Origin of the sequence: Campylobacter concisus, from assembly GCF_003048445.1 — a bacterium.
GTDB classification, from domain to species: domain Bacteria; phylum Campylobacterota; class Campylobacteria; order Campylobacterales; family Campylobacteraceae; genus Campylobacter_A; species Campylobacter_A concisus_BF.
Genome location: NZ_PIQW01000010.1, coordinates 24,025 through 49,875, shown reverse-complemented (window position 1 = coordinate 49,875; position 25,851 = coordinate 24,025). Strand labels below are relative to the sequence as shown.

Here is a 25,851-nt window from a genome sequence, read left to right as displayed (position 1 = left end):
AAATCAATTAAAAGGTTGCTTAATAATGCAAATAGACGACACTCTCTTAAATAAACTAGAAAAACTCTCCGCATTACAAATTAATGATGAAAAAAGAGAAGAGATCAAGAAGCAATTAAGTGAAATCGTATCTTTTGTCGATGTTTTAAACGAGCTTGATCTAAGCAGCGATGAGGCCGTAGTTAGCTCTATAAAAGGTGGCACTCCATTAAGAGAAGATGAGCCACATTTAAGTGACGTTGTCGATGAAATTTTAAAGCACGCCCCTTCACGCGAAGGACACTTTTTTGCCGTACCAAAGATCATAGAGTAAAATATGGATCTAATCGAACAACTAAGAGCGCAAAGCTCAGACGCTCAAGCCAAAACATCAGAGAGCAATCTCTCTGGTGACATCCAAACGCTTCTAAAAACCGTTGTTTTCAATAAAGCCAGTGACCTACACCTAGTCTCAAGGTCTGAGCCTCAGATAAGGATAGATGGCACTTTAAGGCCGCTTGAATTTGGCGTTCTAAGCGGCAAAGATATAGAAAATTTATGCTACGCTCTGATCACTGACGCCCAAAAAAGCGAGCTTGAAAATAATAAAGAGCTTGACTTTGCCATAGAGCTTCCAAATATCGGACGCTTCCGTGGCAACTACTACTACACGATGAATGGCGATCTAGCGGCAGCTTTTCGTATCATACCTATCGATATCCCTTCGCTTGATGATCTAAATGCACCACAAATTTTCAAATATATCATCAAACGCGAAAAGGGTCTTATCCTGGTTACTGGACCAACAGGTAGTGGTAAATCAACGACGCTTGCTGCGATGCTTAATGAGATAAATTTAAATTATAGAAAGCACATCATCACCGTTGAGGACCCAGTCGAGTTTGTACATAACAACAAAAAAGCCCTATTTTCACATAGAAATATCGGCACCGACACGCACTCTTACTCAAAGGCGCTAAAATTTGCACTTCGTGAGGACCCAGATATCATACTTGTGGGCGAGATGAGAGATAGAGAGACGATCTCTACGGCCATTACAGCAGCTGAGACTGGACACCTAGTCTTTGGTACGCTTCATACAAACTCGGCTATACAAACTATAAATAGGATCGTTGATAGTTTCGATGGAAGCGAGCAGCTTCAAGTAAGAAACATGCTCAGCGTTTCGCTAACTGCTGTCATCTCACAAAGTCTGATCCCAAAAATAGGCGGCGGAAGGTGCGCTGTGCATGAAATTTTGATAAACAACATGGCGATTTCAAACTTGATACGCGAAAACAAAGTGCATCAAATTTACTCTCAAATGCAGCTAAATCAGCAACAAACTGGCATGAGCACGCAGACTCAAGCACTGATGAAAGCGCTAAAAGAGGGCTTGATCACAAAAGAAAACGCGCTAGCCTACTCGACTAGCCAGCAAGAACTTCAAAATTTGATAGGAACTGTATGATGGATTTAGTAACTTGGTTTGACATTATCGTCATCGCCCTTGTCTTGATACTTGGCGTAAAAGGCATAATAAACGGGCTTATAAAAGAGACTTTTGGACTTATCGGACTTATCGGCGGTCTAGTTGTCGCTAGTAGATTTTCAGATGTAGCTGAGAGCTTCATAAGCAAAAATATCTATAAATTTGAAAATCCTTCATTTTTACAATTTGTCGCATTTATCGGACTTTGGCTAGTCTTTTGGCTAGTTTGTCTGCTAGTTGGCAAATTTTTATCAAAGATAGTTTCAGTAAGCGGACTTGGCTTTTTAGACAGACTTGGTGGATTTGTCATGGGAAGTGGCAAAATTTTCCTCACATTTTCAGCAGTCGTTGCCGTGATGTCAGGCACTTCACTAAATAAAATGATCGAGCCATACTTCACAAACAGCAAGGTCTATCCGCTCCTACTTGAAACTGGTAGATGGATAACAAATATCGATGTTAAAAACATCAAAAATGAGCTAGATGAGATGGTAGTAAGACCAAAGGATACAAACAAGAGTGATGCATTTATATCAATGGATGCAAATGCAAGCACAAACACCGACACAAACGTCACCAAAGGGGAAGAAAAATGATAGAAAATTTAGAATATGATGCCTTGCTTGAGAAATTTAAAAGAGTTCTTCGCGACAACGGTTTAAAATATACAAAACAGCGTGAAATTTTACTAAAAACGCTTTATAACAACGACGAACACTTTACGCCAGAGAGGCTATATCTTTTTATAAAAGAGACCTACCCTGAGCTAAATATCGGCATCGCAACTGTTTATAGGACGCTAAATTTACTTGAAGAATCAGAGATGGTAACATCTATCAGCTTTGGTTCACAAGGCAAGAAATTTGAGCTTGCCACAAAGCCACACCATGACCACATGATATGCAGAAAGTGCGGTCTTATCATAGAATTTGAAGATCCTATGATAGAAAAAAGGCAAATAAGCATCGCAAAAGAGCATGGCTTTAAACTAACTGGTCACATGATGCAGCTTTATGGAATTTGCGAAAAATGTTCAAAAAATAATATAAAGGGAAAGTAAGGTGATATTTGACAACCAACACGAAATTCAAAGATTAGAAAGCATAGATGAGCTTAGAAATTTAGGCATAAATCCATATCCACATTTTCTTAGAAGAGATATGAATATCTCTAAATTTAGACTTAAATTTAACTATATAAAAGATACAGAAGAGAAAAAAGCAGAGGGGCAGTTAGTTGGCCTTGCAGGCAGGATAAAGCTGATCCGTGACGCTGGCAAAGCGGTCTTTGCAAACATAGAAGACGAAAATGGAAATTTACAAATTTACTTTAGCAACAAGACGCTTGACCCAGAGTGGTTTAAAATCGTTAAAAAATATGTAGAAATAGGCGATATCGTCTATGTTAGAGGCTACGCTTTTATAACAAAAACTGGCGAATTTTCAATGCATGTAAATGAGCTTAGCTTAGCTACAAAATCGATAAGTCCGCTTCCAGAGAAGTACCACGGGTTAGTTGATGTTGAGACAAGATACCGCCAAAGATACCTTGATATGATAATGAACCCTGAAGTTAGGGCTGATTTTAAAAAGCGCTCGGTGATTATAAGCACGATTAGAAGATTTTTTGAAGAAAAGGGCTTTTTAGAGGTTGAAACTCCGATGCTTCACCCAATAGCTGGCGGCGCAAATGCAAAACCATTTGTGACATTTCACAACGCCCTTGGAGTTGAGAGATACCTAAGAATCGCACCTGAGCTATATCTAAAACGCCTTGTAGTTGGCGGTTTTGAAGCTGTTTATGAGATGAATAGAAACTTCAGAAATGAGGGCATGGATCTAACTCACAACCCTGAATTTACAAGCATAGAGTTTTACTGGGCATATCACAACTACCATGATCTAATGGGCATCACAGAGGATTTATTTAATGTCATTTTAGAAAAACTTGGCATGGAGAAAGTAATAAATTTTGATGGTATGGAGATTGATTTTAGCAAGCCATTTAAACGCATAAGCTATAAAAAAGCCCTAGTTGAGATCGGCGGACTTGCTGAAGATATCGTAAGCGATAAGGCTAAAATTTTAGCAAAACTAAGAGCTGACGGCTTTGAGGCAAATGAGAAGCTTGACCTTGGCCACTTACAGGCTGAACTCTTTGACAACTACGTAGAGAGTAAGCTAATACACCCAACTTTTGTTATCGACTATCCGATCTCTATTAGCCCACTTTCAAGAAGAAGCGACACAAATCCTGATGTGGCAGAGAGATTTGAGCTATTTATCGCTGGTCGTGAGCTAGCAAATGGCTTTAACGAGCTAAATGATCCAATAGATCAATACAACCGCTTTAAAGCGCAAATCGATGCTAAAAACGCAGGCGATGACGAGGCTCACGAGATGGATGAAGACTATGTAAAAGCCCTAGGATACGGCATGCCGCCAGTTGCAGGCGAAGGCATAGGCATAGATAGGCTTGTGATGCTTCTAACAGATAAAAAATCAATCCGCGACGTTGTTCTCTTCCCAGCGATGAGACCACTAAAAACTGAGACAAAGGAGAATGAAAAATGAGTTTGCAAAGCTACGATAAAGAAATTTTTGACCTAGTAAATTTAGAGCTAAAACGCCAGTGCGACCACCTAGAGATGATCGCTAGCGAAAATTTCACATATCCAGATGTTATGGAGGTGATGGGCTCAATCCTAACAAACAAATACGCTGAAGGCTACCCTGGCAAGAGATACTATGGTGGTTGTGAATTTGTCGATGAGATCGAGCAAATCGCGATCGATAGATGTAAAGAGCTCTTTGGATGTGAATTTGCAAACGTTCAACCAAACTCAGGCTCTCAGGCAAACCAAGGCGTTTATGGTGCTTTGCTTAATCCAGGCGATAAAATTTTAGGCATGGATCTAAGCCACGGCGGACACCTAACTCACGGCGCAAAGGTAAGCAGCTCTGGCAAGATGTATGAGAGCTTTTTTTATGGCGTCGAGCTTGATGGTCGCATAAACTACGATAGAGTTATGGATATCGCAAAGATAGTAAAACCAAAGATGATCGTTTGTGGCGCAAGCGCATATACAAGAGAGATTGAATTTAAGAAATTTAGAGAGATAGCTGACGCTGTTGGCGCGATACTCTTTGCAGACGTTGCCCACATCGCTGGCCTAGTCGTAGCCGGTGAGCATCAAAATCCTTTCCCACACTGCGACGTCGTAAGCTCAACTACGCATAAAACTCTAAGAGGCCCAAGAGGCGGCATCATCATGACAAACAACGAAGAGTACGCTAAAAAGATAAACTCTTCTATCTTCCCAGGCATCCAGGGCGGTCCGCTAGTTCATGTCATCGCTGCAAAGGCAGTTGGCTTTAAGCACAACCTTAGCCCTGAGTGGAAAATTTACGCTAAACAAGTAAAAGCAAACGCTAAAAAACTTGGCGAAGTGCTAATAAGCAGAGGCTTTGATCTAGTAAGCGGCGGCACTGATAACCACCTAATCCTAATGAGCTTTCTAAAGCGCGAATTTAGTGGAAAAGACGCGGACATCGCTCTTGGAAATGCTGGCATAACAGTAAATAAAAACACAGTCCCAGGCGAGACAAGAAGTCCGTTTATCACAAGCGGTATACGTGTAGGTAGCCCAGCTCTTACGGCTCGTGGTATGAAAGAAGCTGAGTTTGAGCTAATAGCAAACAAGATCGCTGACGTTCTAAGTGACATCAACAACACCTCTTTGCAAGAGAAGATAAAAGCCGAACTAGTCGATCTTGCTCATAAATTTATAATCTACGATAAAGCGACATATTGATGCAAAGTATTGATACATCTCTTATAAAGATAATAACGACCCACTACTACATCAAACGTGACACGATCGTCAATAAGATAGAGTACAAGGGTAAAATTTTCTTTGATAAATTTGAAAAGATCAATGAACCACTAACTTATAGTGTCATGAAAGAGCATGAGGAGGGCAAAGCTATAATCGCCCACTCGCTGATTAATGCAAGTGATAAGGTCGAAAATATAGTCTTTGACTACAACGGCAGAACTCCAGATAGGTTTTGGCATAGAGCGCAGCTTCTTTTAAGAGAAGAAGGCTTTATAAATTTCACAGCCTACGAGACCAAGACGCCAGGACATTTGCACCTTTATGTGCATAAAGGTCACACTACGCTAAATGAAGCTTGCACGCTTGCAAATATGCTAAGCGCAAAGCTCTCACAAAAGTTAGCCAAAGAGTGGAGAATGTTCCCAAATCAAGATATGCCAAAAGAATTTAACATCCTAACTTTGCCATATAACCTCTATCAAAAAGAGCGTGGGGCAAGTTGGTCAAAATATATGTAAGGAGAAATAATGGAAAACGAAGAGTTAAAAGATATACTTTTAGAAAAAGATGATGAGGCAAAGGGCGCAAAACTAAAGAAACTTCTTATGTTCATAGCAGCTCTTGTTATACTTTTTTTAATCATCATCGTAGCCATGAAGCTTATAAACTCAAGCGACTCAACACAAGCACAAAATGAAGCCGACTCAAGACTAGTTCTGCCTCCAGTGCCAGCAGAGCAACCAGTCGATACGCAGGTGCCTGCGCAAGATACAAATTCAGATGTTAAAAAAGGCGATACACAACTTTTCGAGCAAGTGCCTATCGTGCCTGAAAACAAGCAACAAGATGATTTTGAAGATATGATCAAAAAGCTAAAAGATAAAGAAGGTGCAAAATCAGCTCCTAAAACTGAAGAGCCAAAAGAGATAGTAAAAGCTGTTGAAAAACCAACTGAAGCACCTAAAAAAGCTGAGGCAAAGGTAGAGGCTCCAGCTAAAAAAGCTGAAACAAAAAGCGAAGCTAAAGTAGAGAAAAAAGCTGAAGCAAAGCCAGCCAAAACTGAGGCAAAAGCTGAGAAAAAAGCTGAAACTAAAGCTGAGAAAAAACCTGAAACAAAGGTAGAGAAAAAGGCTGAAACTCCTGCAAAAGCAGAAAAAGTAGAGAAAAAAGCTGAAGCTCCAGCAAAAGCTGAGAGCGTCGCAAAAGGCTCTTATGTTCAAGTATTTGCGACTAGTAAATTTAACCCAAATGCCGACTATATGAAAAAAATAGCAGCCAAAGGTTATAGCTACAAAACTATAAAAGCTGGCGAGCTAACTAAAATTTTAGTTGGTCCATTTGATGAAAAAGGGCTACAAAAAGCTGTAAATGACATAAGAAAAGATGTCAATAAAGACGCTTTTGTCTTTAGAGCAAAATGAAAACATTCGCAGTTTTTGGAGATCCGATAGCTCACTCGGTATCTCCAAGACTACACAACAAAGCCATTGCCGATCTAGCTCTTGATGCCCTATATACTAGGGTTTTGCTAAAAGATGGCAATGAGCTAATCAATAAATTTAAATCCCTAAAACTAAACGGCGCAAATGTTACACTCCCGCATAAAGAATTTGCTCTAAATTTAGCCGATGACGCCTCAGAAGCAGCACGTAAAATAGGCTCTGCAAACACTTTAGTGCTAAAAAATGAGAAAATTTATGCCTACAACACTGACGCACCTGGCTTTTTAAAAGCGATATCAAATTTCAAAGAGGCAAAAAGCGCCATCATTCTTGGAGCTGGAGGCACTGCAAACGCCCTAGCCTACGCGCTTAGATCGCAAAACATAGATGTTTGCATACTAAATAGAAGCAAGGCTAGGCTTGATAAATTTAAAGATCAATACGAGTGTTTTAGCTGGGATGATTATAAAGAGCATAAATTTGATCTAGTGGTAAACTCGACCTCAGCAGGGCTAAAAGACGATCTTTTGCCAGCACCAAAAGAGATTTTAGATGGCATTTTAAAAAGTGCTAAATTTGCATTTGATGTTATTTACGGCAAGCAAACGCCATTTTTAAAAGAGGCAAAAAGGCAAAATTTAGCATGTAAAGACGGAGCTGATATGCTCTTGTATCAAGCGGTTTTAGCGTTAAATTTATTTTATAATGGCAGCCTTGATGAGAAAAAGATAGAAATTTCTATGCGAGAGGCTCTTAGTTTATAGAGCTCTTGCAAGAGTGCATTAAACAAAATGGAAAAATCATCAAGCTTGATAAATAAGGCTCTAAAGCTTAGCGATATAAATTTTAACTCCTTTAGCCACTCTAAAAACTGGATAGGTTTTTTTGAGATAGAGGATGAAAACTGGACTTCTGGCGTAGATACTGCACTAAAGCTATTTGATAAATATTTTTATAAATTTAAAAAAGAGGTATTTGTCATAAGCGCCTTAAACTACGATGATACTAACTTGAGCGATGAAGCGCTTGCAATAAAACATTTGCACGATAAATTTAAAAAGCTAGGCATCTTGCAAGAGCCAAATGAGCACTTTGATCTTGGTTTAAATGGTGAGATTTTGCTGCCTGCCATCTGCCTTAGGATAGATGCTTTAAAATTTGATGAGATCAAAGATCTAGCTAAACTACTCATGCTCTATACATACTCCTTAAACGAGTGGTGCTTTTTTATCTTTCCAAACCTAAATTTAGCGCTTTATCCGCATGATGAGAAGGGCTTTGGCTGCATTGGGCTAAATGACGATACAAAAAGTGGATTAAATTTTCTAGAGTTTTGTAAAAGAGAGAAAAATGCAAAGGTTGTTATAAAAGAGCAAATAAATTTTAAGATCACACAAAACTAAAAGCCCTCCCTTGCCGAAGCAAAGGAGGAAAAAATTTACTTCTCAAACGCTTTTTGTAAGCTAAATGGAAACGCTTGATACCCCATAGCATTTGTCATCTTTATCTCGATGCTAGGCTCTTTTGCGCCCCATTCAAACTCATCGATGTGCGGGCTAGGAAGTCCTACTGGGCGGCCTTTTGCGATGTCAAACTGCATGCCAGCAACAGCTGAATAGACCATCACGCTATCAAGGTCATCTTGATACTGTGTAAGGCTAGTAACCGAGCTATACCACTCTTTACCGCGCTCTTTGCCGTACTCCCAGATCTGCTCAACGGTCTTTTTGTTCTCATCGATCTTATAAACGACCGCACGAGAGTACTTCATGCCAGCGATGGCTGGTTGCTCCATACCCCTTGTGTCGCCGTTGTCAAATACACTTAGATAAATTTCGCCTTTTTTAGACTTGCTATCTATCCTAAATGCCGTGTGTTGCGTCCATTGCCAGTCAAAGCCACCTTTGTCGCTCTCGTATCCTGGGCATTTTGAGTACTCATCTTCGCAGACGATCTTATTGCCTTTGCTATCAACTGGCTGAAGAAGCTTATCTTTAAATTTATCGCTCCAGCCCTTGTGAGCACCCATGATCCATTTCACTTGTTTGTCACGGCCGATCTTTATAACTGCGTCTTGGTGACGGCTTGAGATGATGATACTATCATCACTTGGGTCGTAATCCACGCTATTTACGTGTGCCCAGTTGCGTCCAGGACCTGCGCCAACTATGTCACCCCATTTATCATGCGTATCCATAGACTGAAGCTCATCAGAGCTTGCTGTGTGGCCTGCTTTTTTAGCGTCTATGTTTAAGCAAACTGCGCCTTGATCAAGCGTTTTTAGCACGATATCACGGTAAGGATCAAGAATTTCATATAGTCTAAAGTCATCAACTACGTTGCCATCTCTGTCAAGCTCAACGATCACATCGCGCACTGTTCTTACGTTTTTGCCATCAGCTCTTTTGTAGTCGGCATTTGCCACGCGCAAGAAGTAGTGTCCGTTTTGTGCTACGTCCATTGAGTGAGAGAAGTCGTTGTAGCTAGCTGGTAGCTCGCGGTTGAAAATTTCTCTACCCATGATGTCGTATTTTGCGTATCTTTGACCGTACCCCCAAGTCATCGCGCCGTCGTCATTTTGCTTAAAGCCCATCATAACGCCAGCGTGAAATGGCTGTTTAAGATCGTAAATTTTACTTGGCTCAAGATACCATCTAACCTCGCCTTTTGTATCAAGGATGAAGTTATTTGGACTGTAGTTCCACTCGATCGCACCGCCGGCTGGGTTGTTCCAAACGACTTTTGTGCCCTTGCCTGTTTTATTTACAAAGTTATTTACATAGTAGAGGCGGTTTGCAAATTTAGCACTCGCTGGCTTAGTAACCTCGATCTTGTCAAATAGTGCGCCCTTTTGATTTGGCGTGCCAGAGCTCTCTAGATAGATAGCTGGGGCGTAAATTTTATAGCTCTCTTTTATATGCTCAGTCTTGCCCTTGTAGCTCTTGTCGTACTCGACCTCAACGGTGTTTTGATAGTCAGGATACATGCCAAAAACTGGGATGCCGCCATGTGTGCGAAGATGCTTGTCAGCCACTTTGTAGCTTATCACCTGACCGCCTTGCTTTGGCACGATAGTGACCTTAGCGTTGCTTAGTGTGTAGCCGCCATTTTTGATGACTGCTGTAAGTGGTGCTGTGTCATAAGGATTTACCACTACTTCGCCGATAGCTCCGGTAATAGCGTAGTCAAGCTTAGCTCCGCTTGGACCGCCTATCGCAAAAGCGCTCGAGCAAAGCACAGAGGCTAGTGCAACACAACTCAAAGTCTTTTTCATAACATCTCCTTTAGATAAATTTTATAAACTCTACTCATAAAGCTTATAAAATTTAGAAAAAGCCTTGGCAAAAACCAAGGCTTAAATCAGTAAAAGGAATAACAAAAATGATTTGCTTTGTGTGTAATTGTAGTAAATCTTTATAACATAAATTTCACGCTAAAGTTAATACTAGCTTAAAATTTAAAAATATATTTAAAATTTATTAAATAGCGTATTCAACCTCGTTATCTTCGCCATTTATAAGGTCAAATATAATAAAAAATGATGCTAGCAAATTTACCTAGTCTTATTACTACTTTACCTCTCTTAAAAACCTATGCTCTTTAAAAAATTTTCGGAGTGATTTTTGCTCTTTTGGGCCGATCTTGTAGCTTATAAATTTAAGATACCACTTGATATCTTGCTCGCTTATGCCGCGGCTTTTAGCATACTTGGCTAAGATATAGTTTGGGATCTTTACATTTTTTTGTAAAAATTTTGCGACTAGTCTTTTGTAAAACGAACCATTTTTTACGTAAGAAAACCTACCAAAAACAAAGGGCAAATTTGTCTTTTCGTGCCAAATTTGACCAAGGTCATAAAAGCACTCTTTGCCCTCGCTTAAGTATGCTTTTAGCGCCCTGTCGCCTATGATCACCTCGCCATTTAGCTTAAGCACCTTGGCTAGGGCGTTTGAGCTAGCTGAGGCAGGATCTGGCTTTGGGGCTGAGTTTTTGCGCACAAGCACGCTTTTTACATCTTTTTTGGCGACTATTCCAAAATTTAGCTTCTTTAAATTTGCCTTTTTGCTGGCTATGCTTGAAATAACCGCAGCGTCGATCTTTCTGGCATTTAGGGCTCTATTTAGCTTGCTTGGCACACCCTTTTTAAACTCGATCGCCTTTTTTATCTGAGAGCTTAGTGGGGCTGATTTTAAAAAAACGTGAAATGGGAGTAAATTTAGATAATCAATCTTTCCAAATATCATTTTTCATCTTTTACAAGCTCAAATTTAACTAGCGCGTTTTCACTGCAAACGTCGCGAAATAGCTGGGTTAAGCTCTCTTTTGTGCCACTATCCAAAGCACTTTCGTTTTTTAGCTTTATAAGCGTTGGCTCATTTATCTCACAAAGGCAGTCAAAGAGCGCGTCTAAATTTTTGCCGTAGTACTCTGGCAGGTCAAATTTCTTAGCAAAATACTCATGCATTTTTTCTTTTTCGAGCATCTTTTTAGCATCTAAGATCACGCTTTTCATTGCATCCTCTTCTCATAAAGCAGATAAAAATGCTCGTAGTGATCGGGCGTGTAGTAGATATGCCCGTCGTTTGAGTATAAAATTCTCTCAGCGCCACGCCTGCCGCCATTGTAATTTACATCACACTCAAACCACTTTCTACCATCAGCCTCAGGCAGCCTCTTTTCTCGGTTTGAAAATCTATCTCCACCGATGCTTTTGCCGCCGCTTATCTGCCATAAATTTCCGCTTTTTGCGTCCCAGCCAAGAGCCATTGCCTCTTTTTTGGTTATGAAATTTTTTGGTAGCTTGTTAAATTTATAGATATAAAGTGCGACCTCATCTTTTGAGGTATATGAGCCATTTTCTGCGAGACTCTGGCTCTTTTGCCCCTCTTTGTTTAGCTGCTCAAGTAAAATTTGAGCGTTTTTGTTTGCCTCGCCGCCCTCTTTTGAAAAAAAGAAGGTGCCAACGATGATAGCAATGACAAAGGCGACTAGAGCTGGCAAAAGTCTTTTGTTCAAATTTAGCCCTTAAAGAGTGTTAAAAACTCTATCGCCAGCGTCACCAAGACCTGGAACAATGTAGTTTTTCTCGTTTAGTTTCTCATCGATAGAAGCCGTATAGACCTCAACGTCTGGGTAAATTTCACTAAATCTCTTTAGCCCCTCAGGTGCAGCGATGATAGAGATAAATTTGATCTCTTTAACGCCCTTTTCACGCAAGAACTTAACCGCGTCTATCGCCGTGCCTCCAGTCGCAAACATAGGATCTATGATGATAGCCATGCGCTCTTTTGCGTCTTTTGGAAGCTTTGCGTAGAAAAACTCAGCCTGCGCTGTCTCTTCGTTTCGCTGAAAGCCCAAAAAGCCAACACTCGCATCTGGTATGATGGTAAAGACACTATCAAGCATGCCAAGAGCAGCCCTTAAGATAGGACATATCATCACCTTTGTAGTGAGCCTTTTTGCGTCTGCCACCGCAACTGGTGTTTGGACTTTGACATCTTTTACCTTTAAATTTCTAGTCGCCTCAAAGATCATAAGGTAGCTGATCTCATCAACTAGCATGCGAAACTGAAAAGGCTGGGTGTTTTTATCACGTAAGATTGTTAATTTATGCTCGATCAATGGATGTGAGATGAGCTTCACGTTTTGCATTTTTTGTCCTTAAATTTACTGTTTTACAAGGTTTGTCTTTTACAAAATGCCAAGAGGAGAATTTAGCCCAAAATTTGGGCTAAATTTGATTAAAAACCTTTTGCAAGTTTGGCTTTGTAAGCCTCAACATCAAAATCTTTTACTCTCGCTACGCCATCTTCAACCGCAGCTTTAGCAACTGCTGGAGCGACCGCTGTTAGCACGCGCTTGTCAAATGGTTTTGGGATGATGTACTCTTTGCCAAATTTTAGCTCACTAACACCACTTGCCTTTAAAACTTCAGCTGGCACTGGCTCTTTTGCAAGCTGCGCAAGCGCTTTAGCTGCAGCCATTTTCATATTTTCAGTGATCTTTTTAGCCCTAACGTCAAGCGCCCCTCTAAAGATAAATGGAAAGCCCAAAACGTTATTTACTTGGTTAGGATAGTCGCTTCTGCCTGTGCCCATCATAACGTCATCTCTTACAGCTACGACGTCCTCTGGGAAGATTTCAGGCACTGGGTTTGCCAAAGCGAAGATGATAGGCTCTTTGTTCATCGACGCAACCATCTCTTTTGTCACAACGCCAGGCTTAGAAAGACCTAAAAACATATCAGCGCCTTTCATCGCATCAGCCAAAGTCCTATCCTCGGTCTCAAGCGCAAATTCGACCTTCTCTGGAGTTAGATCTGTTCTTTTTGAGTGGATGACACCTTTGCTATCTATCATCACGATGTGTTTTGCGCCAAGTGCTTTATACATCTTTGCGCAAGCGATGCCGGCTGCACCTGCGCCACTAACTACGATCTTTATCTTAGATATATCTTTGCCAGAAATTTCCATCGCATTTATAATGCCAGCGCTTGTTATCATCGCTGTGCCGTGCTGATCGTCGTGCATTACAGGGATATCAACTGCTTCTTGAAGCTTTCTTTCTATCTCAAAGCACTTTGGAGCACGGATATCTTCTAAATTTATACCGCCAAATGTCGGAGCAAGAGCCTTGCAAATCTCAACGATCTTATCAGGATCATGCTCATCTAGCTCGATGTCAAAGGCATCAACGTTTGCAAATTTCTTAAATAGCACCGCCTTGCCCTCCATAACTGGCTTACCAGCGATAGCGCCGATGTCACCAAGACCAAGAACAGCCGTGCCATCAGTGATGACAGCTACTAAATTTGCCTTATTTGTGTATTTGTAAGCTAGCTCAGTGTCTGCATTTATCTCACGGCATGGCTCAGCAACGCCTGGTGTATAGGCCATTGAAAGGTCTCTTGAAGTCTCACAAGGTGTTTTTACCTTGATCTCGATCTTACCGCCGATGTGGTAGTTTAGTGCCTCTTCTTTAGTTACATGTGTCATTTCTCTTCCTTTAATAAATTTTGTATTCTGTTTTTGATCTCATTACTGCCTACTACTTCAAGCACTTCAAAGATACTTGGGCTCACGCTTGAGCCAGTTAGCGCTATCCTTAGGGCCTGAGCTAGGTCTTTTAGTTTTAAGCCATTTTGCTCTAAAAATTTATTAGTTAGCTCCTCATATCCCTTTGCGTCAAGGTCACGGTCTAAAATTTGAGCAAATTTTGCCAAAATTTCTTTGCTATTTTCATTTATAAATTTAGCCCAAGCTTTCTCGTCGTAGCTTTTTGGAGCGTTGATGATAGCATTTGCGCTATTTGCCATTTCTATTAAGGTCTTTGATCTCTCACGGAGTGAATTTAGCAGTAGCTCGCCCTTTACCAAAGCCTTAAAATCCACGCCAAATTCAAGCATATCGTGCGCTAGCCTCTCGTAAGGCAAAGTTTTTATATAGTGAGAATTTAGCCAGTCAAGCTTTTGAGCGTTATAGGTGCTTGAACTTTTGTTGATATCGTTTGGATTGAAGTATTTAAGCATATCCTCGATAGTAAAAATCTCATCATCGCCGTGGCTCCAGCCAAGACGAACGAGAAAATTTAAGAGCGCTTCAGGCAAGTAGCCCATCTTTTTATACTCCATAACGTCAGTCGCGCCATGCCTTTTGCTAAGCTTTTTGCCGTCCTCGCCGTTTATCATAGCGACGTGGTAAAATTTAGGCGTTTTAAAGCCAAGCGCCTCGTATAGAACAATTTGTTTTGGGGTATTTGATAGGTGATCATCGCCGCGGATAACGTCTGTGACGCCCATTAGCGCATCGTCTATCACGACTGTGAAGTTATATGTCGGTGTGCCGTCGCTTCTTGCGATGATGAAGTCATCTAAGATATCTTCAACCTTAAATTTAACCTCGCCCTTTATGCCGTCATGTATGACGATCTCGCCGCTAAGTGGGGCTTTTATACGGATGACTGGCTCGATGCCAGCTGGAGGCGTGCCAGTAAAATCTCTATATCTATTATCATATTTTGGGCGCTCTTTTCTAGCCTCTTGGCTAGCTCTAAGCTCTTCAAGCTCGTCCTTGCTCATGTAGCATTTGTAGGCTTTGCCCTCATCAAGCAGCTTTTTGACATACTCTTTGTAAAGATCAAATCTCTTTGACTGATAGGTCACTTCGCCGTCGTGATCTAGCTTGCACCAAGCAAATGCCTCTTTTATAGCTTGCGTGGCTTCTTCTGAGTTTCGTTTTAAGTCAGTATCTTCAATGCGGAGCAGAAATTTTCCATTGTTAGCTCTTGCGTATAAATAATTATAAAGAGCTGTCCTAAGTCCGCCTATATGTAGGTATCCAGTAGGCGACGGAGCAAATCTAGTAACTATCATTTTGTGCCTTATTTTTATGTTATAATTGCCCAAAATTATATTTACTAAATACTTAAATAAAGGTTTCATTATGAAAAAATTGCTCTTTTTGGCTGCTGGCGTGTTAAGTGCCTTAAATTTATATTCAGCTCAGATGATAAACGGCATCGCAGCTATCGTGGAGAACGAGCCTATTACGCTTTACGAGGTTTATAGCTTGAAGGAACAACTAAAGACAACAGAGCAGGATGCTTTAAATTTGCTTATCAGAGATAGGCTTGAAGATGCGCAGATAAAAAACTTAAATTTAAGCGTGACGCCTTTTGAGCTAAACGACAGGATCGAGGCGATCGCAAAGCAAAATGGTATGACAAATTCGCAGTTTAGAAGCTCTATCCAAGCTCAAGGCATGGACTTTTTGGACTTCAAAAACAACTTAGAGCACAAGATGCTTCAAGAAAAGCTTTATAAAAGCATAGCTGCTGAGGCTGGCAAAAATATAAACGAGCAAAAAGCAAAGGCATATTTTGACGCTAATCCTAATAAATTTAAGGTCTTTAGCACCGCTAGAGTCGTAGTTTATAGAGCAAAAGACCCTGATCTGCTTGAAGCTCAAAAGACAAGTCCGAAGCTACTAGACGGCGTGCAAACACAAGAGGTGAGTTTGGACTATCAAAGCATAGATCCAAGACTTGCTGCGATCATCTCAAGCACAAATAACGGCGACTACACACAGCCTTTGCAAGGACCTGACAGCTTTGATATGTTTTTAGTAAAAGAGAAGATCGGCTCATACACACCAAGCTTTGCTGATGTAAAAGATAACGTTATAAACGAGCTTTACCAAGGCGAGCAAGAAAAATTAATGAGTGATTACTTCGAAAAACTCCGCGCAAAAGCAAAAATTCAAATCCTAAGATAACTTCAAATTTAGCCATCTTTGGTGGCTAAATTTCTCCAAAATTTAACTTCAAAATTTATAAGCAAAAACCTACAAAAGCAGCTAAATTTAATTAAGCTTTTTTGGTAAAAAATTCAACGTAAATAGCGTAGATGTAATGGCTGCTACAGCTTAAGGAGCAAAAAGTGTGATGCCAGCTCCTGAGCTTGCAAGCACGAAGTTGTGACTTATCGCAGCTCCAGCTCCCATACCTAAAACAAAAAGGGCTGAGCATCAAAGCCAAATTTGTATTGGTTTAGCACTAAATTTGTGATACTTGCGCAGACAATGATAGAGATGACGCCATAAAACATCAAAAAGTTACGCTCAAAAATTTTGCTGATAGCTCCCACTGAGCAAAATTTACTTCTTTGCATAAATGCGCCATTTTCACCAAGTTTTAGACCAAAGATAAGTGTTATCAAAAGTAAAATAGCGATGATCAGCGGCAAAAATATGGTAGCCTTTGCTGTGGTTTCATTTTCAGGCAAAACGTAGCCGTTTTTTGAAAATTTATTCTAAAAAACGCTAGAAGTGGCGTTTAAATTTAACTATTTAATGAAAAAGAGATTAGTGAAAATTTTCTATAAGGTCTTTAAAAACTTCATAAAGTTTATTTATTTCGCTGATACTAACTCGTTCGTTTTTGGCGTGTATGCGATCGTTTATGACGCCAAATTCTATCGCATCTACGCCAAATTCAGCAAAATGCCTAGCATCGCTCGTGCCGCCCTTTGTATTTAAAAGTGGCGCAACGCCAGTGATCTTTGTGACAGATGCCATTAAATTTCTTACGATCTTGCTATCTTTGTTCGTTAAAAATCTCTTCGAGCTTTGCTTTATACTAAGCTCGTAACTAAGCCCATCCAAAACGCTTCTAAGATAGCTCTCAACGTCATTTGCGTCAGTTAAATTTGAGTTTCTAACGTTAAACATTATGCTAAGCTCGCTTGGCGTGACGTTGCAAACCTGCATGCCACCACGAATGTCCGTCACCACGATCTTGCTTGGGCTAAAAAACTCACTCCCCCCGTCCATATCATGGTCAGCTATCTTGCTTAAAAGTGGAGCTATTAAATTTACTGGATTTATGCATTTTTCTGGGTATGCCACGTGTCCTTGAACGCCCTTTATCACGATCTTGCCATTTATCGAGCCACGTCTGCCGACCTTTATACTATCGCCAAATTTCTTATCACAAGTTGGCTCAGCCACGACGCAAAATTTGGGCAGATCCCCTATCTCACGCAGATATTCAAGCGCTAAAGGCGTGCCGTAAGTGCCATCGCCCTCTTCGTCACTTGTTAAGATAAGGCTTAGCTTGCCGTCAAATTTTGCATCTTTAGCAGCGCAAACAAAGGCGGCCACACCACTTTTCATATCCTGCGCGCCCCTTGCGTAGATGTAGCCATCTTTTTCTAGTGGGGTAAATGGCTCGCTCTCCCAGCCATCGCCTGGGGGCACGACATCAACGTGCCCTGCAAAGGCTAGATGTTCGCCCTCTCCATAAATTTTAGAAAGTATGAGATTTTTTGTGCCGTTTTTTTCTATAAATTTAGCCTCAAAATCAGGCAAAAATTTAGCGATGAACTCCAAGCTGCCTGCATCATCTGGCGTGATAGAGCGAAAGCTTAAAAGCTCTTTTAAAAAGCTAACTACCACTAAAACGCCTTTTTAGAAGGAATTCCCAAGTAAAATCCCTGGAATTCGTCGATGCCTATCTCCTTACAGACGTTAAAGATTTCTTTAGAATGAACATACTCTGCGATCGTTTTTATGCCAAGATCCTTTGCAAATGCCACGATCGCGCTTGCGATGGCGTATGAGTCTTTATTGATATCGATATCTTTGATGATAGAGCCGTCGATCTTTACGTAGTCTGGCTTGATCTTTATGATGTAAGAGAAATTTGAGTAGCCAGAGCCAAAGTCGTCGATCGCTATCATAGCGCCCATGCTCTTTGCACGCTCAACAAAGACTGAGACGCGCTCAGCGCTCTTTAGCTCCTCGTCTTCGACTATCTCAAAAACTATCCTGCCAGCGACATTGTGCTTGTTTAGTAAATTTAAAACAAGTGCGCTAACGTCGCCATCTATCATATCTCGGCTGCTTAAATTTATAGAAAGAACCAAATTTGGATCTTCAGTGAGGTGCTCAAAGCACTTTTTAATGAGCTGTTTTTCAAGGTCTGCGTAACGCTTGATACGCTTTGAGATATCCAAAAATACGCTTGGCGAGATGACATCGTCGCGGTCTAAAATTCTTATCAAGCATTCATATTTTATAGGGATCTTCTTCTCGTCAAATATCGGCTGAAAATACGGCACGATGTTGTCGTTTATCGTAGCGTTTTGGATCAGCTTTGAGCGCTCGATCTGATTTGCGTATTCATCTTTTTGGCTTAGCCCTTTAAAGTAGCAAACATAGTCTTTATCAAGCGTCTTAGCTGATTTTAACGCGATGGTTGCCTTTCTTAGAGTCTGATCGCTATCAAGCGCAAAGCCTATGGTGTTGTGAATTTCTATATCATCGACCTCTGCGCCATTTTCATCTTTTATGCTAAGCATCCTGCCTTTAAAGATATCTAGTAAATTTTCAGCTAGCTCCTCGTATCTGTCGATAAAGTCGTTATTATCTTCGACCAAAGCAAACCTGTCCGCCTCGATACAATAAGCCTTCATATTCTCATTTTTGGCAAATTCTTTGATGAGATTTGCCATCTGTTTTAGTATCTGGTCGCACACGTATTTGCCGTAGTAGTCGTTCATCTTGCCAAAATCATCGATATCCATAAGTATCACTTTTGGATATTTATACTCGCTCACATCTTTTATGAGTGCTGCCTTGTTAAAAAGTCCTGTCATCGGATCGATGTATAGCCTCTCTTTTAGTTCAGCGATCTTAATAGTGCTCTCTTCTTTTACTTTTAGATAGTCAAATTTGATGTTTAGATACTTAAATACAAACCAAAGACAGACCGCAAGCCCTAAAAATAGACCGATCGAGCTTAAGATCAAAGTAAGAGTCATGTTTTTCATCAGCCACTGAAAATAAAATTCATCGCTAGTGCCAGTTATCCTTTGATCTATATGCGCTTTAAAGCCTAAAATATATTCATTTACTGCGACAAACATACATACTTTGGCGCTATTTTCTGGCAAAATTTCAGCCTTGAAATAATTCTTTTGAAAATCATGCGAATAGATGTCGCCACAGCTCTTGTCTTCGTAGTCTTTATTTACGAGGCTTTTGTCTGAAGAGGCCTCTATCTTAAAGCCATTTTTGCCATTTTCTTTTAGCAAAAAGACTTCGCCAAAAGCGTTATCGGTTATATAATTTTGAAAATCTATAATATTAAATTTACTTATATTTTTAAGATAATTTACATATTGATATGTTAGATACTCGGTCTTTTTTTTGAGGCCAAAGTTGTTTGTAGAGAGTGCGTTGTTGTATTTATACGAATAGACGATTAAATTTTCAGTTAAGAAAAATGCAAAAAGCAAAACCACGACCAAAGTGACGGTTTTAACCATACTAAAGTGCTTTTTTTGCGATTCGTCACCTGGCATAAAGTTTAAACTTCCTTTCTTAAATTTAAATTTTTCTACTGGATTATATCCAAGCTAAATAAAAAATTTCTTTCATTTTTTAATTAAAAATTTAGCTCAAAGCTTAACGATCTTTGCACCGTATCCGCCTTGATTTGCCGGTGCATCATGAAATTCTTTCACGCTTGGATGCTCTTTTAAGAAATTTTTAACAGCAAAGGCAAGCTTGCCAGTGCCGATGCCGTGAAATACGCTAACCTCATCAAATCCCATAACAAGACTATCTGAGATAAATTTATCAAGCTTTGCTATCGCCTCGTCAGCTCTCATGCCATGCAGATCAAGCGAGAGCGAAGCCGTTTTTGGCTTATCTACACTTAAACTTACGCCACCTTTTTTAGGCAAGACTACTTCGTTGCCATTTTTTCTTAAAAGCTCGAGTGGCACGCGCAGATTTATGCCATTTGACTCGATCATAGCGTCATTTTTAGAGATGCTTAAAACCGTGCCTTTTATATTTTCATACTTCACTCTATCGCCTACTTTTAGGCTCTCTCGCTCAGTTTTTTTAGGCTTAACGATGGCAGCTTTTTTCTCATTTGCCACGTTTAGCGCCCTTTGCTTGTCTTTAATGTCCTTGAAATTTATAACAGCTTTTGCCGCATTTATCGCTTCATAATACTCTTTTTCAAGGCGCGAAATAGTCGCATTTAGCTTGATCTCATTTCTCTCTTTTAGCTCTTTTTGCTCCTCAAGCAAGCGCTCCAGCCGCTCCTCTTTTGCCGTGACCTCTTTTATCCCCTCATCAAGCTTGGTTTGTAAATTTAGCGTCTTAGTGATGATCTCGTTTAAATTCTCTTTATCTTCGCCGTAAATTTTCTTTGCCTGAGCCACTAAATTTTGAGATATGCCGTATCTTGCCGCCGTTTCAAAGGCATAAGACTTGCCGATCGTGCCCTTTAAAAACTCAAATTTAGGCCTTTGAGCCGCCTCGTCGTAAAGTGCTGCCACTAGCTCAACCTCTGGATTTTTAGCTAGCAACATCGCAAGGCGCTTGTGGTGGGTCGTGATGATCATTTTGATATCTTGAGTGATGAGGCGCTCTATCATGACGCCATACAAGCTCGCAGCCTCCTCAAAGTCGGTGCCAAGCTCGATCTCGTCGATACCGATGATGATCGATTTTTTAGTAAAAAGCCTTGCAAAATGCACCATCCTACCAGCAAAGGTCGAGATGTCGTTTTTTACACTTTGCGGATCTTCTATGATCGCGTCAAATTCTTTAAAAGAGCCGATGCTTGAGTGGTTTGCGTCGATACGCATAGGCAGCAGATACTTTGCAAGAAGCGTGGCTGAGATGATTGATTTTAAAAGCATCGACTTACCGCCAGCATTTACACCGGTAATGAGAAGCACCTTTTTACTAAAATCCACGCTCACGCTCTTTGGATTTTTTAGCGCTGGGTGGGCAAACTTTTCAAGCTTGATAACATGCGAGCTGTTTGGCAAAACAAACTCATAGTCACGCGATCTAGCCAAATTTACACGAGCCTGGTATGCGTCAAACTGATCAAAAGCATTATTTATAAATTTCAAAAAGAGCAGGCTCTTGCCCATCTGCAGGCTAAATTTCTTGCAGTGCTCAAAAATGATCTCCTCTTTTCTATCAAGTAGCTCGCTTTGCTCCTTTTTTAGGCGCTCGGTGCTTGCAGGTGCGACGTAGAAGTAGCCGCCCGAGCTTCTAGCGATCACGGTGCCTTTTAGGGCGTGATTAAAGCCACCACGTACCAAAAGTGCCTCTTGTGAGTTGATGTAGTGCGTCTGGGTATCGACTAGATAGGGCGTGATGTGCTTTGAGTAGATAAGCTTTTTAAGTTCAGCGTCGATCTGGCGCTTTTTCTCGCTAAACGCCTGCTTTATCGCAGCAAATCTCTCATCCACGCTGTCGCTAAACTCGCCGTTTTCATCAAAGCTGTTTGCCATATGGCTCATCGCTTCGGGGATTTCAACCTTTGCGATCCACTCGCCAAGCCTGCCTTCAAATTTTTGCTTTTTTAGATATGAAAAATACTTAATGATCTTTGCAAACTCGTAAATTTCGCTGATGTGAAGCACTGCTTGCTTGCTAAGCCTCATAAGTGCGTCATCAAGCTCTTTTATCTCATCAGGCGCCTTAAAATCATACTTTGAAAGCTCACTAATGTTTTCAAAGTGGATTTTGCTGTCGCCTTGTAAAAATAGCGGTTTTTGCCTTGCTAAAAAGGAGTTAAATTTATCCAGATACTCGCCAAGATCTAGCTTTAAAAATATCTCTTCAGTCATTGCTCACAACTTTTTATAGGCACGATGACGCCTGAAAGATCGCTAAATTCTCGCTTTGGCAAAAATGACGCCGTGCCAAATTCGTAGTTAAATTTCTCAGCGCTAACGTTGTATTCGCCACATTTTAGTGTTTTGCCTTGTTTAAAATCGCTAACTAGCTTTGAGATGGTGTCCTCATTTTTTGATAAATTTTGCTCGTAAAAATAGACGCAAACAAGGATCGCTACAAGCACTGCGCTAACGAGCGCCTTAACGCCTTTGCTGATCTTTTCATCTTTTATCGCCCAGATCGCTCCAAAAAGTAGCATCACGCCAGCGATTATTATCAAATTTCTTACCATTTCACGCCTTTATATTTTGCGATGAGCTCTTTGTAAAGCTCAGCATGAGGCTTGATCTTTTCTAAAATTTCAGCTCTAACCTCGCTGATATCTTGCTTTTCAACCAGCAAGCAAACTGCTAGATACGGAGCATTTGGCAGCATATCTTTTATCTGGACGCTACTTAGCTTTTGTGACCTTGCAAGGGCTATCAAGATATCTTTTTTGCCTAAATTTATAAGGCTTGAAATTTCTTCTTCACTAAGCTCTTTTTCTTTTATCTCTTTTAAAATTTCATTTTCATCTTGGGGTTTAAAGTTGCTTAGATCCATTAATATCCGCCTCTTAGTTGCACGCTGATATCGCCCGCTCCAAAGCCAACTACGATGCCATCACTTAGGCGGTTTTTCACGCCAAATTCATCTGTAAATTCTATCCCCTCTTCAACCCTCTCAACCTTGTCGGTAAAGATCGGGTTATACTCGCTAAATTCGCTCTTCATATCAACTTCGATCGGATTTTCTCCAGCTGCATAAACTGGCAAGATGACAAGCTCATCAACGCCCTTAAAGCACTCTTTGAAGCCAGGTAAATTTGTGCTAAGTCTTGTGTAGCGGTGTGGCTGAAATATCGCTGTGATGCTCTTTATACCTAAAATTTTGGCGTATTCAAAGACTGATTTTAGCGTCGCTTTTATCTCGGTTGGATGGTGTGCGTAGTCGTCTATTAGGACGAAATTTTTGTTTGCGCTAAGTATGTCAAAACGCTTTTTGATGCCTTTAAAATTTAGTAAATTTTCTCTTATATCTTTAAGCGGCGTCTCGTGCATCGCAGCTAGAATAGCCAAAGATGCGTCTATAGCGATGTGCTCGCCCATGCCAAAGGCTTCAAATTTGCCTAAATTTTTAAGGTTGAAGCTAGTGTATGGCTGATAGTCTCTTACCACCATCGTAAGCTCCGTGATATCGGTGCTTGGATAAAGCCTAATCGCATCAAGCTTAAGAGTGTTTAAAAACTCGTCCTCAGCGTTTATCACTCTAACCTTTGCGCGCTCCAAAAAGCCCTTGTAAGCTGCGTAAAATTTAGCTAGATCGTAGTCGTAGTGCTCCATGTGCTCTGGCTCTGCGTTTGTGACGATAGCTAGATATGGATTTGAGTTTAGAAAGCTTGAATCGCTCTCATCAGCCTCAAATACGACGTTGTCGCTCTTTGCGTAGCGCATATTTGAGCCAAACTGCTTTGAGATGGCGCCGATGATGACTGAGCCTTCAATAAGGCTTGCTAGCATCGCTGAAGTAGTACTCTTGCCGTGCGCGCCAGCTACCGCAAAGACACACTTATCTTCAAGCACATAAGGCAAAATTTCTTTTCTTGAAAAGCACTTTATGCCCTTTCGTCTGGCCTCCACTAGCTCGATGTTGTCCTCTTTTATCGCGGCTGAATAGACCACGAAGTCTTGGTCTTTTATCGCCTCTTTGCAGTGCGGCGTGATGACCTCGATGCCTTCATCTTTTAGCTCAAGCGTCGTCTTGCTCTCTTTTATGTCGCTGCCGCTTATCTTGTGGCCTTTTTCGTGTAAAAATCTAGCGATGGCTGAGATGCCGATACCGCCGATGCCTATGAAATGGACTTTTCTGATCTCGTTGTTTAGCTCTTGCAAATTTTATCCTTAAGTTTTTCGTGATTTTAACAAAAACTACTAAATTTAAGGCTGAAAATGGCTTTTATTTGCTTAAGCTAAAGCTCTCATCTATCAGGTCAAAAACTGTTTTTTGCGAGATTTTGGAGTTTAAATTTACGCTTATCCAGTGCTTTTTATTCATGTGATATGCTTTAAAAATTTGCCGCTCATCAACTAGCACCATGGCTAGATCTGGGCTGCATTTTAGATTTAAAACCTCGATCATCTCGTCGCTTTCAAGACCTAGCTTGCTAGCGCTTAACTGCATAAGTAGCGCAAACCACTTCTTGTTTTTCTTGTGACTAAAGACACTAAATTTTGGATACTTCGGAAAAATTTGCTCGCCTAAAATGTCAAATTTCTCTTTTATATATTTTTCAACGTCACTTCGTTTCAAATTTCACTCCGAAATTCCTTTACAAAAGCACTCATTTTCGTGATCATCGATGACGCCAACGCCTTGTAAAAGCGAGTAGATGATCACAGCGCCTACAAATTTAAAGCCACGCTTTTTCATATCTTTTGAGATGCACTCTGAGAGCTCACTGCTTGCTGGCATATCTTTGGCACTTTTTATGTCGTTTATCACGCGCTTGCCATTTGTAAATTTATAGATGTAGTTATAAAACGAGCCAAACTCGGCGCAAAGCCCTAAAAAAGCCTTGGCATTTTTTGGCAGAGAGTAAATTTTAAGGCGGTTTTTGATCGCTCGATCGTCGCTTAAAAGGCTTTGAAGCTTTGCCTCGTCATAGCTAGCGATCTTTTTTGCGTCAAAGCCGTCTAAAATTTGAGCAAGTCCAGCTCTTTTTCGTAGCACATAGTCCCAGCTAAGCCCTGCTTGAAAGCCCTCTAAAATGAGCATTTCAAAGAATTTCTTATCATCTTTGACCGCCCTGCCCCACTCATAGTCGTGATAGCTCCTGCTAAACTCGCTCTTCTCAGCCCAGGCGCAGCGCTTCATCTTTTAAATTTAGCCTCTATCTGCATAAAGCCCCAGGTGCTTCTAGCCTCGCTAAGCTCCTTTTTGCTAAGCTCGTCGATCATCATCTCTTCATTTTTGCCAAGCCTGTTCTTAACCTCGCCAAACGGACTAATAAGCATCGAGTCGCCGTAAAAACTCCACTGCTCATCCTCGCTCTTGTGGCTTCCCACGCGATTTACGCGAAGCACATAAACGTTGTTTGTAAAGGCTCTAACCTTTAAAAGCTCCTCCCAGCGCGCCTGAGAAAAAAACGTGCAAGCCGTTGGCACAAGCACGATATCGACCTTTTTAGCGCTCATATACGCCCAGCACACGTCAAAGTGCGCCTCGAAGCCAAACATGACACCAACCTTAAATTTATCGTATGTAAAGATAGGTAAATTTAGCTCCTCGCTTGCATTGCTAAAAAACTTCGCCTCGTTCCAGTGTGCATAAGGCATGAGAATTTGCTGGTCATATAGCTTTACTTGAGTTTGGCTAAATTTGGCTAGGCTCTTAAAAATCTCCTTGCCTTTTAAATTTATGATAGGCGCGATGATGTTTAGATCATACTTTTTTGCCATCGCAAAGAGCGCCTCTTTTTTGCGCTCGCTCTGCTCTTTTATGAGGCTTTTTGGCATGGTGGCAAGCTCTTTAAAGAAGCTATTTAGCACGTATTCGCCAAGCACAACCAGCCTTGCGTTTTCGTCCGCGCAAATTTTAAGGTAATAATCAAGCCTCGCCTCGCTTAAAGGCTGCGTTGGTAGCTGAAGGGCGCAAATTTTACTCATCATCCACCTGCTTTATGCTAAGTTTTGCGTTTTCTAAAATTTCTCTTGCCTCGTTTAAGAGCTTTTTGCCCTGCTCGTGCAGCTTTATGCTGTTTTCTAAGCTCACATCATCTTTATTTAGATCGTTTAAAATTTTATCTGCAAGGGCTAATTTCTCTTCAAAACTTTGCTCTTTTTGCTCCAT

General features: G+C 40.8%; 29 protein-coding genes. 11 read left to right on the top strand and 18 right to left on the bottom strand.

All coding sequences use genetic code 11. From position 1 onward, the window contains the following. The first annotated feature begins 25 nt into the window (after window positions 1–25). From gatC to CVT14_RS07300, 10 genes are read left to right on the top strand one after another with little or no spacing between them, the layout of a single operon-like run. A complete protein-coding gene (gatC, locus tag CVT14_RS07345; RefSeq protein WP_021085025.1) occupies window positions 26–313 on the top strand; it encodes an Asp-tRNA(Asn)/Glu-tRNA(Gln) amidotransferase subunit GatC in 288 nt (95 codons plus the stop codon). A 3-nt stretch (window positions 314–316) separates the two neighbouring features. Then, a complete protein-coding gene (locus CVT14_RS07340; RefSeq protein ID WP_103575144.1) occupies window positions 317–1,450 on the top strand; it encodes a type IV pilus twitching motility protein PilT in 1,134 nt (377 codons plus the stop codon). After that, entirely contained in the window at window positions 1,450–2,067 is a 618-nt protein-coding gene (locus CVT14_RS07335; protein WP_021085046.1) for a CvpA family protein, read from the top strand. Before CVT14_RS07340 ends, CVT14_RS07335 begins: the two co-directional genes overlap by 1 nt. Next, entirely contained in the window at window positions 2,064–2,531 is a 468-nt protein-coding gene (locus CVT14_RS07330; protein WP_002941362.1) for a Fur family transcriptional regulator, read from the top strand. The genes CVT14_RS07335 and CVT14_RS07330 overlap by 4 nt, the downstream gene beginning before the upstream one ends. 4 nt (window positions 2,532–2,535) lie before the next feature. Continuing rightward, a complete protein-coding gene (gene lysS, locus CVT14_RS07325; protein WP_223154912.1) occupies window positions 2,536–4,044 on the top strand; it encodes a lysine--tRNA ligase in 1,509 nt (502 codons plus the stop codon). Continuing rightward, window positions 4,041–5,285 (top strand): serine hydroxymethyltransferase, encoded by a 1,245-nt coding sequence (locus tag CVT14_RS07320; RefSeq protein ID WP_021088979.1) that lies wholly within the window; start codon window positions 4,041–4,043, stop codon window positions 5,283–5,285. Before lysS ends, CVT14_RS07320 begins: the two co-directional genes overlap by 4 nt. Further along, window positions 5,285–5,827, top strand: a complete 543-nt coding sequence (locus CVT14_RS07315; RefSeq protein ID WP_002941307.1) for a DUF1882 domain-containing protein — start codon at window positions 5,285–5,287, stop codon at window positions 5,825–5,827. Before CVT14_RS07320 ends, CVT14_RS07315 begins: the two co-directional genes overlap by 1 nt. A 9-nt stretch (window positions 5,828–5,836) precedes the next feature. Beyond that, entirely contained in the window at window positions 5,837–6,730 is an 894-nt protein-coding gene (locus CVT14_RS07310; RefSeq protein WP_021088963.1) for an SPOR domain-containing protein, read from the top strand. Further along, window positions 6,727–7,515: a shikimate dehydrogenase gene (locus tag CVT14_RS07305; RefSeq protein ID WP_021088953.1), complete on the top strand. Its 789-nt coding sequence runs from the start codon at window positions 6,727–6,729 to the stop codon at window positions 7,513–7,515. Before CVT14_RS07310 ends, CVT14_RS07305 begins: the two co-directional genes overlap by 4 nt. A gap of 27 nt (window positions 7,516–7,542) precedes the next feature. Beyond that, window positions 7,543–8,154, top strand: a complete 612-nt coding sequence (locus tag CVT14_RS07300; protein ID WP_021089001.1) for a hypothetical protein — start codon at window positions 7,543–7,545, stop codon at window positions 8,152–8,154. A gap of 35 nt (window positions 8,155–8,189) precedes the next feature. Here the strand turns inward: CVT14_RS07300 and CVT14_RS07295 are convergent, their stop codons facing one another. From CVT14_RS07295 to gltX, 7 genes are all read right to left on the bottom strand, one after another. Continuing rightward, on the bottom strand, window positions 8,190–10,025 hold the full coding sequence (locus tag CVT14_RS07295; protein WP_021088977.1) for an aryl-sulfate sulfotransferase: 1,836 nt from the start codon (window positions 10,023–10,025) through the stop codon (window positions 8,190–8,192). A gap of 295 nt (window positions 10,026–10,320) precedes the next feature. After that, the gene (locus CVT14_RS07290) at window positions 10,321–10,995 is read right to left on the bottom strand and encodes an MqnA/MqnD/SBP family protein (protein WP_107850016.1); all 675 of its coding nucleotides are present in this window, start codon (window positions 10,993–10,995) and stop codon (window positions 10,321–10,323) included. Further along, window positions 10,992–11,264, bottom strand: a complete 273-nt coding sequence (locus tag CVT14_RS07285) for a barstar family protein (RefSeq protein WP_103596620.1) — start codon at window positions 11,262–11,264, stop codon at window positions 10,992–10,994. Before CVT14_RS07285 ends, CVT14_RS07290 begins: the two co-directional genes overlap by 4 nt. Next, the gene (locus tag CVT14_RS07280; RefSeq protein ID WP_103596619.1) at window positions 11,261–11,767 is read right to left on the bottom strand and encodes a ribonuclease domain-containing protein; all 507 of its coding nucleotides are present in this window, start codon (window positions 11,765–11,767) and stop codon (window positions 11,261–11,263) included. The genes CVT14_RS07285 and CVT14_RS07280 overlap by 4 nt, the downstream gene beginning before the upstream one ends. Window positions 11,768–11,776: 9 nt before the next feature. Beyond that, window positions 11,777–12,403 carry a uracil phosphoribosyltransferase gene (gene upp, locus CVT14_RS07275; RefSeq protein ID WP_004317747.1) on the bottom strand — a complete coding sequence of 209 codons (627 nt, stop codon included), beginning with the start codon at window positions 12,401–12,403 and terminating at the stop codon, window positions 11,777–11,779. Between the two features lie 89 nt (window positions 12,404–12,492). Beyond that, window positions 12,493–13,746: a malic enzyme-like NAD(P)-binding protein gene (locus tag CVT14_RS07270; RefSeq protein ID WP_107850015.1), complete on the bottom strand. Its 1,254-nt coding sequence runs from the start codon at window positions 13,744–13,746 to the stop codon at window positions 12,493–12,495. Then, entirely contained in the window at window positions 13,743–15,122 is a 1,380-nt protein-coding gene (gene gltX / locus CVT14_RS07265; protein WP_107850014.1) for a glutamate--tRNA ligase, read from the bottom strand. The genes CVT14_RS07270 and gltX overlap by 4 nt, the downstream gene beginning before the upstream one ends. A gap of 70 nt (window positions 15,123–15,192) precedes the next feature. Here gltX and CVT14_RS07260 point away from each other — a divergent pair, with 70 nt between their 5' ends. Further along, window positions 15,193–16,023 (top strand): peptidylprolyl isomerase, encoded by an 831-nt coding sequence (locus tag CVT14_RS07260; RefSeq protein ID WP_107850013.1) that lies wholly within the window; start codon window positions 15,193–15,195, stop codon window positions 16,021–16,023. A 230-nt stretch (window positions 16,024–16,253) separates the two neighbouring features. Here CVT14_RS07260 and CVT14_RS07255 read toward each other — a convergent pair whose 3' ends face one another. From CVT14_RS07255 to xseB, 11 genes are all read right to left on the bottom strand, one after another. Beyond that, window positions 16,254–16,532, bottom strand: a complete 279-nt coding sequence (locus CVT14_RS07255) for a hypothetical protein (RefSeq protein ID WP_232527090.1) — start codon at window positions 16,530–16,532, stop codon at window positions 16,254–16,256. A 79-nt stretch (window positions 16,533–16,611) separates the two neighbouring features. Continuing rightward, on the bottom strand, window positions 16,612–17,703 hold the full coding sequence (gene dapE, locus CVT14_RS07250; RefSeq protein ID WP_107850012.1) for a succinyl-diaminopimelate desuccinylase: 1,092 nt from the start codon (window positions 17,701–17,703) through the stop codon (window positions 16,612–16,614). Further along, window positions 17,703–19,613, bottom strand: a complete 1,911-nt coding sequence (locus CVT14_RS07245) for an EAL domain-containing protein (protein ID WP_107850011.1) — start codon at window positions 19,611–19,613, stop codon at window positions 17,703–17,705. The genes dapE and CVT14_RS07245 overlap by 1 nt, the downstream gene beginning before the upstream one ends. 96 nt (window positions 19,614–19,709) lie before the next feature. Continuing rightward, complete coding sequence (locus tag CVT14_RS07240) at window positions 19,710–21,914, bottom strand: endonuclease MutS2 (RefSeq protein ID WP_107850010.1); 2,205 nt, start codon at window positions 21,912–21,914, stop codon at window positions 19,710–19,712. Continuing rightward, window positions 21,911–22,255, bottom strand: coding sequence for a hypothetical protein (locus tag CVT14_RS07235; protein WP_103650317.1), 345 nt, complete (start codon window positions 22,253–22,255; stop codon window positions 21,911–21,913). The genes CVT14_RS07240 and CVT14_RS07235 overlap by 4 nt, the downstream gene beginning before the upstream one ends. Beyond that, window positions 22,249–22,566, bottom strand: coding sequence for a hypothetical protein (locus tag CVT14_RS07230; protein ID WP_103639117.1), 318 nt, complete (start codon window positions 22,564–22,566; stop codon window positions 22,249–22,251). The genes CVT14_RS07235 and CVT14_RS07230 overlap by 7 nt, the downstream gene beginning before the upstream one ends. Then, the gene (gene murC / locus CVT14_RS07225) at window positions 22,566–23,873 is read right to left on the bottom strand and encodes a UDP-N-acetylmuramate--L-alanine ligase (RefSeq protein WP_107850030.1); all 1,308 of its coding nucleotides are present in this window, start codon (window positions 23,871–23,873) and stop codon (window positions 22,566–22,568) included. The genes CVT14_RS07230 and murC overlap by 1 nt, the downstream gene beginning before the upstream one ends. Window positions 23,874–23,958: 85 nt before the next feature. Continuing rightward, window positions 23,959–24,312 carry an MmcQ/YjbR family DNA-binding protein gene (locus CVT14_RS07220; RefSeq protein WP_107850009.1) on the bottom strand — a complete coding sequence of 118 codons (354 nt, stop codon included), beginning with the start codon at window positions 24,310–24,312 and terminating at the stop codon, window positions 23,959–23,961. A gap of 3 nt (window positions 24,313–24,315) precedes the next feature. Then, window positions 24,316–24,876: a DNA-3-methyladenine glycosylase I gene (locus CVT14_RS07215; RefSeq protein ID WP_107850008.1), complete on the bottom strand. Its 561-nt coding sequence runs from the start codon at window positions 24,874–24,876 to the stop codon at window positions 24,316–24,318. Then, complete coding sequence (locus tag CVT14_RS07210; RefSeq protein ID WP_021092110.1) at window positions 24,873–25,667, bottom strand: carbon-nitrogen hydrolase family protein; 795 nt, start codon at window positions 25,665–25,667, stop codon at window positions 24,873–24,875. Before CVT14_RS07210 ends, CVT14_RS07215 begins: the two co-directional genes overlap by 4 nt. Further along, window positions 25,660–25,851 carry an exodeoxyribonuclease VII small subunit gene (gene xseB / locus CVT14_RS07205; RefSeq protein ID WP_004317712.1) on the bottom strand — a complete coding sequence of 64 codons (192 nt, stop codon included), beginning with the start codon at window positions 25,849–25,851 and terminating at the stop codon, window positions 25,660–25,662. The genes CVT14_RS07210 and xseB overlap by 8 nt, the downstream gene beginning before the upstream one ends.